The organism is Pseudomonas sp. SDO55104_S430 (assembly GCF_054070595.1).
The window spans coordinates 1-7610 of record NZ_JBSVXG010000252.1; the positions used below are offsets into that span (position 1 = coordinate 1).

Sequence of the window (7610 nt, forward strand, 5' to 3'; positions counted from 1 at the left end):
CGCGTCGTCTAGCCTGATGCCCCGCGTTATCGTTGACCACCATCGCGAGCGTGCTCGCTCCTACAGGGGGCGCAGGCTTCGCCAGCTGCTGCAAATCGCTTCGTCCGCAGACTTTCTGTATCGATTGAAACTCACAAATTCTGTATCTATCCAGCCCCCAACCAACTTAATACGATCACTTCCAATGCAGATTTATCAATGCAGCCATTGCAATGGAGTGTTCTATGGAAAACCGAAAGCTCAAACTGTATGTCGGTGCAGATTTTATTAGCGCGTTTGCGATGTCGGCTTTTGTTGCTCTCAAGGAAAAACAACTTTCATTCGACTTTGTAAAAGTGGATTTGAAAGCCAAAGAGAACTATCAAGCGAATTACCGGGATATTTCGCTGACCTGCAAAGTCCCCACATTAGTTCACGATAATTTCGCACTGTCGGAATCCTCCGCCATCGCCGAATATCTGGAAGAACTCTCCCCGGGCCATAAAAAACTCTACCCCCAGGACCTCAAGCAACGGGCCCGCGCCCGTCAGCTTCAAGCCTGGCTGCGCAGCGATCTGCTGGTGGTGCGCAAGGAGCGCCCGTTTGACCTGGTGTACTTCGGCAAGAAAGACACCGCGCTTTCCGATGAAGCCCGAGCGGCCGCGGATCGCCTGTTCTTCGTCGCCGATCGCTTGCTGGAGGAGGGCGCCGAGAACCTGTTCGGCGACTGGAGCATCGCCGACACCGACCTGGCAATCATGCTCAACCGCCTGGTGGCCAACGGCGATCCGGTGCCGGCCCGGCTCGCGGCCTACGTGCGCCGCCAATGGGACCGCGACAGCGTTCGGGCATGGATGGACATAGAGCGCGTAGCGCCGGCCATTCAGTAATTACCGCCAGCCAACACCAGGAGCGCTGCCATGCAGGGACTGTCGGAGCACGAAAGATACAAACCCTATAACTCGCGCACCATTCGCGACACGCCGTACTGGAACAAGCTCACGCCTGCGCTGCAGGAGGCCATGGACGTGGTGGCCCGGGTCATGCCGTTTCGCACCAACGAATACGTACTGGGGACGCTGATCGACTGGGACAACATTCCCGACGATCCGATTTTCCGTATGACCTTTCCCCACAAGGACATGTTGCTGCCGGACGAATACGCCGCGCTCAAGCAGTTGATCGCGCTGGACGACAGCGCGGCCATCAAGCGCAAGATCGAGGCGATCTGGCTGCGCATGAATCCGCATCCGGCCGGGCAGCTGACGCACAACAACGCCACCCTCGACGGAAAAGTCCTGCCGGGCATTCAGCACAAGTACCGCGAGACCGTGCTGTTTTTCCCCGGCGCCGGTCAGACCTGTCACGCGTACTGCACATTCTGTTTCCGCTGGGCGCAGTTCATCGGCGAGGAAGAACTCAAATTCAACGCCCGGGAATCCCAGGAGCTGGTGAGCTACCTGCAGGTGCATCCGCAAGTGACCGATGTGCTGATCACCGGGGGCGATCCGCTGATCATGAACACCCGTTCGCTGGCCAGTTACATCGAGCCGCTACTGGAGCTGCCGCATCTGAAAAGCATCCGCCTGGGCACCAAATCCGTGGCCTATTGGCCGCAGCGATTTGTCAGCGACAAGGATGCGCCGGAGTTGCTCGAGCTGTTTCGGCGAATCATCGCGGCGGGGAAAAACCTGTCGGTCATGGGCCACTACAACCACCCGGTGGAGCTGCGCCAGGACATCGCCCGGCAAGCCGTCGAACGCATTCGTTCGACCGGCGCAACGGTGCGCATGCAGGCGCCGGTGATCCGCCACATCAACGAAAACCCGGAAGACTGGGCGGCGTTGTGGACCGAAGGCGTGCGCCTGGGAGCGGTGCCCTATTACATGTTCGTTGAGCGTGACACCGGCCCCAGCCATTACTTCGCGATGCCGCTGGCGCGGGCGTTCGAGATCTTCCAGGCGGCGTACCGCACGGTGTCGGGGCTGGCGCGGACGGTGCGCGGTCCGTCCATGAGCACCTTCTACGGCAAGGTATTGATCAACGGCATCGAGACCGTCGCCGGGGAAAAAGTCTTCGTGCTGCAGTTCCTCCAGGCCCGGGATCCGCAATGGGTATTGCGCACTTTCTATGCGCGATTCGATCCGCAGGCGACCTGGTTCGACCAGCTGCGCCCGGCCTTTGGCGAACGCGGGTTTTTCTTTCAGACCGAGCCTGAGCGATTGCTGGAACAGACGCCCGAATTGATACCGGTGCTGCTGCAAACGGCGTAGGAAATTTCTAGAACAATGGGGAGATAAGGACATGAGCAGTATCCCGTTTGATCAACGCGAAGGGGTGATCTGGCTCGACGGCGAGTTCGTCGAGTGGTCCCAGGCGCGTCTGCACGTACTGACCCACGGCTTGCACTACGCAAGCACGGTCTATGAAGGGGAGCGGGTGTACAACGGCAGGATCTTCAAGCTGCGTGAACACACCGAGCGGCTGTATCGCTCGGCGCAGTTGATGGATTTCGTCATCCCGTTCGACCTCGAGGAGCTGGAAGCGGCCAGCCATGAATTGCTCAAGCGCAACAAGGTGGTCGAAGGCTACCTGCGGCCGGTGGCCTGGCGCGGCAGCGAGATGATTTCCACCTCGGCGCGGTTTAATAGCGTGCATGTGGCGATTGCCTGCTGGCAGTGGCCGAGCTATTTCGACCCGGCGGCGCGCATGGCCGGCATTCGCTTGAAGACCGCCGCGTGGCGTCGTCCGCCACCCAACAGCAGCCCCTTTGAAGCCAAGGCGTCCGGGCATTACCAGATCGCTACGCTGAGCAAGCACGACGCGGAAGACAACGGCTACCACGATGCGCTGATGCTCGACTGGCGGGGGCATGTCGCCGAGGCCACCAGCGCCAATGTGTTCTTCGTCAAAGGGCGGACGCTGTACACGCCGCTGCCGGATTGCTTCCTCGATGGCATTACCCGACAGACCGTCATCGGGCTGGCGAAGGCCCTGGACTATCAGGTGGTCGAAACCACGATTCTGCCTACACAGCTTGGCGACTTCGAAGAGTGTTTTCTGACAGGCACCGCCGCCGAAGTCACGCCCGTACAAAGCATCGACGAGCATCACTATCAGCCGGGCAATGCCTGCCGCGAGCTGATTGCCGCCTACACCTCAACCGTCAACGCCCGATAAACCGCCAGGAATCTCACCATGTCAAATCCAGGGATTGTTGCGTCCAAACCTTACGTCTCGCTGGGCCATCGCCATGACGAGTTGTCGTCCCGCGGCTGGACTGTCCTGACCCCCGGCGAATTCGCCCATGACGTTGTAGGAGCATTGCACGAGTTCGGTCCGGTCATTCCGCAGTTCAACGGCCAGACCGCTTTCGCCATCACCCGCAAGCCGGGTTACGAAGACCTGCCGTATTCCCAGAGCATGAACGGTATCGGCCCGCACACCGAGGCACCGGTGTACGGCCCGCCGCCGCGCTACCTGGCGCTGCATTGCCATAAGCAGGCAACTTGTGGTGGCGGGCACACGGGATTGGTGGATGGTTATGAGTTTCTGAAGTCGCTGGAGCGCAGCGAGCCGGAGCTACGCGAATGGCTGGATGACACGCCGGTGGAGTTCGTCGCCACGGCCAAACCGGGCGAGCCTGCACAAACCCGAGTCAAGGAATACATCCTCACGCCCACCGAGGACGGCGACATTTTCCGCTTCAGCTACAACCAGTTTCACTACGGTGATGTGAACCCCTCCAAGCAAGCACTGGAACAGTCCCAAGTGAGCAACAACAGCTCGCCGCTGGCCAAATTCGCGGTGCTTGGCGAGGCGTATTTCATCGAGCACAACACCCCGGTGCTGATCCCCGAAGGCTGCATGCTGATCTGGGACAACTGGCGGATGATCCACGCCCGCAGTCGCTACACCGACCCGGCGCGGCACCTGACCCGCTACTGGCTGGCCTGATTTTTCCGGCGCTCATTTTTCTTTTTGCGTACCCGTTAGCGGGTACGCGTCCTACAGGTATCGCGTCATGCAAACAGCAATCGAGATCGCCAAGGTCGATCATCAACTGGTCGTGCGGCTCAACCAGGCCTGGACCCGACGGGCTACGGTCTGCTCGCCGGAAAAGACCTCGGTCGAGGAAGTCTTCGACCCGGCACGCCCGGATTACCCGGAGCGAATGGTGCCGTTTTTTCACCACCCAAAATTCCAGGCCTTGAGCGACGACCTCAAGAGCAACGTGGTGACCTGGGGCTGGATCGGCTACAACCTGCGCACCGTCACCGCCGAGGAACATGTGGTCAACCCGGCCCTGAGCGTCATCGCCAATCAATACCTGGGCAAGGACAACTGGCACTTTCGCGAGGCCATGCAGCAGACCCTGATCGACGAGCACTACCACACGCTCATGCACCTGCGGGCCATCGAGCGAACCAAGCTGGAGCGCGCCATCGATCAGGACCTGGACCTGCCGCCGTCCGTGACCTACCTGCGCTTGCAGGCCCTGCGGGAAACCCTGTCCGAGCAGTGGCAGAAAGACCTGGCGGCGATCACCTTCGCGGTGGTGGCCGAGATCAGCGTCAACGCCTATCTGGACCTGCTGGCGGATGACCAGAGCATTCAGCCGCAAAACCGCCGCGTGGCCGAGTTGCACAACCGCGACGAGTACGCCCACAGCAAGGTGCTGGCCGAAGTGGCCAAGGTCATGTACGCCAACATGCAGCCTGAGCAGCAGGGATTTTTCGCACAGACCTTGTCGGTGGCACTGAGTGCCTTTGTCGCCCAGGACTACTCGATGTGGGAGGCGATTCTGACTCAGCTCGGGGTCGAGGACGCCGCGCAGATCATTGCCGACACCCGCGAGGGCAGCAAGAACGCGACCATCATGCGCGACTACAGCGGCCTGCATAAGTTGGCCCAGGACCTTGGGATCAGCGAGCTGATCGACTTCGATTTCCGCCCGACCCTCAAAACCAACGCCGCCGCCTGAATCTGGAGAATCGTATGTCCGTTCCCGAGTACGAAGTGTTCGCCATCCGTGTCGGCGCCAATGCCCAGCGCACCGCCAAAGAGAATTTTCTCTACGACGCCTGCTGTGGCGATCCGAATGCGCCGATGCCCCTGGATTACTACTTCTGGGTGATCCGCGATCAGCAGCAGGTGATCGTGGTCGACACCTGTTTTCAACCGGCCACGGCAGACCGGCGCAACCGTCAGATGTTTCGTCTGCCGGAAGAATCCCTACGCCAGCTGGACATCGATCCGACGCAGGTCGAGCAGTTGATCCTGACGCATCTGCATTGGGACCATGCCGGCAATCTCGGCCTGTTTCCCAAGGCGACGGTGCATCTGCAGGAGGCCGAATTGCGCTTCTGCACCGGGCCGAAAATGGCCCATCGCACGGTGAACAAAACCTATGAGGTCGAGGACGTGATGTCGGCGCTGCCGCCGCTGTTCGAAGGGCGCATGCGCCTGCACCGTGGCACCGCCGAGGTGTTGCCCGGCGTGACCCTGCATGCGGTGGGCGGGCACACGCCGGGCAGTCAGGTGGTGCGGGTCAATACCGCGCGGGGCTGGATTGTGCTGGCATCGGATGCGGCGCACCTGTGGGTCAACATTCGCGAGCGCAGCCCGTTTCCGATCCTCGACGACCTCTCGCAAACCCTCGAAGCCTTCGCCGAAATCGATCGCCTGGCCGACAGCGAAGACCACGTCATCCCCGGCCACGACCCGCAGATTGCCGAGCGTTTTCCGCATTGGAATGATGACCCGCATATCATCTGCCTCCACGAAAACCCCCGTTAAAACACCACCCCTGTAGGAGCGAGCACGCTCGCGATGGTCGTCAACGATGACGCTGGCAGCCTGACACCCCGCGGTGTCCTGTCGTCCATCGCGAGCATGCTCGCTCCTACAGGGACAGGAGTCGTCCCAAGGTCTGTAATGCTTCGTCGATCTTCGGCGAATACGGCGCCCCACACCCGATCCGCACAAAGTGATCGAAGCGTTTGTCATTAGAAAAAATCCCTCCAGGGGATATCTGAATGCCCACATTCAACGCCGCCTGAAACAACGCCATCGACGAATGCTCCCTCGGCAATTCCACCCACAACAAGGTCCCGCCCTCCGGCGTGCTCACCCGGGTGCCGGGTGGAAAATTGCGCAGAATACCGAGGCTCATTTGCAACCGTTGCTGCGCCAGTGTGTTGCGCAAGCGCCGCAGATAACGCTCATACGATGGCGTACCCATAAACGCACTGACCGCCAGTTGCGTCAGTGCCTCGCAGCCGCGGGACTGGGTGTGCTTGAGCATCTCCACGCGGTCGTGCCACTTGCCGGCGCTGATCCAGCCCAGGCGCATGCCAGGCGCCAGGGTTTTGTTCAGTGAGGCGCAATAGATCAGGTTGTCGCTGCGATCCCAATGCTTGAGCGTGGACAGCGGCTGCTCGCTGTCCACCAGATCCCCATAGGTGTCGTCTTCGATCAGCACCGTGTCGTGCTCGGCACACAGCTGCACCAGTCGCGCCTTGTTGGCGTCGGGCATGATGCTGCCCAGCGGGTTGTGCAGATTGGGAATCACGATCAGCGCCTTGATCGGCTCGGGGCCTTGCAGCGCTTGTTGCAGGGCCGGCAGATTGATCCCGCTGTGGCTTGAGGCCGGGATCTCCAGCACCCGCAGGTTCAGGCTTTCGAGGATTTGCAGCAGGCCGTAGAAGGTCGGCGACTCCACGGCCACGGTATCGCCGGGGGATGTCACCGCGCGCAACGCCAGGTTGATCGCTTCGGTGGCGCCGTTGGTGATCACGATGCGCTCGGCGCTCACGTGGGTCTTGCTGGTCAGCGCGCGTCGGGCCAGCACGTTGCGCAAGGCGATATTGCCGGCGGTGGTGCCGGTGGTTTCGAACAGGTGCTGATCCTGGCGCAGAGCCTTGATCATGTTGTCCTGCAGGGCCTTGATCGGATACAACTGGGGCGCGCAGTAGGCGCTGGCGAAATTGACTTTCACCGTCGCCCGCTGACTGGCCTTGAGCACCGCCGACACTTGCTCATGGATGCCGACGTAGGCACCGGTATCCAGCGGCGGCGGCGAAGGGCTTGCAGTGGGTTTGGCGGGGGTATCGGGCTGGCGGATGTAGTTGCCCGAGCGCGGGCGGGCTTCCAGTACGCCATAGTCTTCAAGCTCGCGGCAGACCTGCACCGCCGTCGACAGGCTGATGGCGTGTTTTTCCATCATCAGCCGGATCGAGGGAAAGCGCTCACCGGTTTTCAGGGTGCCGCTGCGGATCGCGTCCAGGTAGTGATTGGCCAGTTGGCGGTACAACGGAGTCGTGTTCATGATGACCTCGGCAGTTGCACCACTGAGGTCTGGGCTGGAAAGTGAAAGGCGCTCCCCGCAGGCGGACCCGTGGTGCTGTTGGGTAAAGGGAAGTACTGCCGTCGATACTGGAAGATTAATCGCGTATTTGCCCGAATCGCGGGCAATAAAAAGCCCCGCGCGGGGCGGGGCTCTTGGCAATCAGTCAGGCCATGACACGGTTCTGTAGCAGCTGGCGAAGCCTGCGTCCGGCTGCGAAGCAGTCGTAAAACCTGAATACCGAATCTACCTGACAGATCGCAGTGCCTGAGTTGGCGACTGT

General features: G+C 60.8%; 7 protein-coding genes. 6 read left to right on the plus strand and 1 reads right to left on the minus strand.

The features are described 5' to 3' along the window. The first annotated feature begins 224 nt into the window (after nt 1-224). The 6 genes from yfcF (at nt 225) to ACW9JE_RS26590 (ending at nt 5778) form a co-directional block, all read left to right on the plus strand. On the plus strand, nt 225-869 hold the full coding sequence (gene yfcF, locus ACW9JE_RS26565) for a glutathione transferase (protein WP_457434438.1): 645 nt from the start codon (nt 225-227) through the stop codon (nt 867-869). 30 nt (nt 870-899) lie between these two features. Then, nucleotides 900-2252, plus strand: coding sequence for a KamA family radical SAM protein (locus ACW9JE_RS26570; protein ID WP_457434439.1), 1353 nt, complete (start codon nt 900-902; stop codon nt 2250-2252). Nucleotides 2253-2283: 31 nt separating this feature from the next. Beyond that, nucleotides 2284-3159, plus strand: coding sequence for a branched-chain amino acid aminotransferase (locus ACW9JE_RS26575; protein WP_457434440.1), 876 nt, complete (start codon nt 2284-2286; stop codon nt 3157-3159). Between the two features lie 18 nt (nt 3160-3177). Then, nucleotides 3178-3936 (plus strand): TauD/TfdA family dioxygenase, encoded by a 759-nt coding sequence (locus ACW9JE_RS26580; protein WP_224533684.1) that lies wholly within the window; start codon nt 3178-3180, stop codon nt 3934-3936. A gap of 67 nt (nt 3937-4003) precedes the next feature. After that, nucleotides 4004-4963 (plus strand): diiron oxygenase, encoded by a 960-nt coding sequence (locus ACW9JE_RS26585; RefSeq protein ID WP_224533683.1) that lies wholly within the window; start codon nt 4004-4006, stop codon nt 4961-4963. A gap of 14 nt (nt 4964-4977) precedes the next feature. Next, nucleotides 4978-5778: an N-acyl homoserine lactonase family protein gene (locus ACW9JE_RS26590; RefSeq protein WP_457434441.1), complete on the plus strand. Its 801-nt coding sequence runs from the start codon at nt 4978-4980 to the stop codon at nt 5776-5778. 106 nt (nt 5779-5884) lie between these two features. Here ACW9JE_RS26590 and ACW9JE_RS26595 read toward each other — a convergent pair whose 3' ends face one another. Continuing rightward, nucleotides 5885-7309, minus strand: a complete 1425-nt coding sequence (locus tag ACW9JE_RS26595) for an aminotransferase-like domain-containing protein (RefSeq protein WP_457434442.1) — start codon at nt 7307-7309, stop codon at nt 5885-5887. Nucleotides 7310-7610 lie beyond the last annotated feature (301 nt).

Coding starts and splice junctions, on each gene's coding strand:
- yfcF (WP_457434438.1), top strand. CDS start 225: ATGGAAAACCGAAAGCTCAAACTGTATGTCGGTGCAGATTTTATTAGC.
- ACW9JE_RS26570 (WP_457434439.1), top strand. CDS start 900: ATGCAGGGACTGTCGGAGCACGAAAGATACAAACCCTATAACTCGCGC.
- ACW9JE_RS26575 (WP_457434440.1), top strand. CDS start 2,284: ATGAGCAGTATCCCGTTTGATCAACGCGAAGGGGTGATCTGGCTCGAC.
- ACW9JE_RS26580 (WP_224533684.1), top strand. CDS start 3,178: ATGTCAAATCCAGGGATTGTTGCGTCCAAACCTTACGTCTCGCTGGGC.
- ACW9JE_RS26585 (WP_224533683.1), top strand. CDS start 4,004: ATGCAAACAGCAATCGAGATCGCCAAGGTCGATCATCAACTGGTCGTG.
- ACW9JE_RS26590 (WP_457434441.1), top strand. CDS start 4,978: ATGTCCGTTCCCGAGTACGAAGTGTTCGCCATCCGTGTCGGCGCCAAT.
- ACW9JE_RS26595 (WP_457434442.1), bottom strand. CDS start 7,309: ATGAACACGACTCCGTTGTACCGCCAACTGGCCAATCACTACCTGGAC.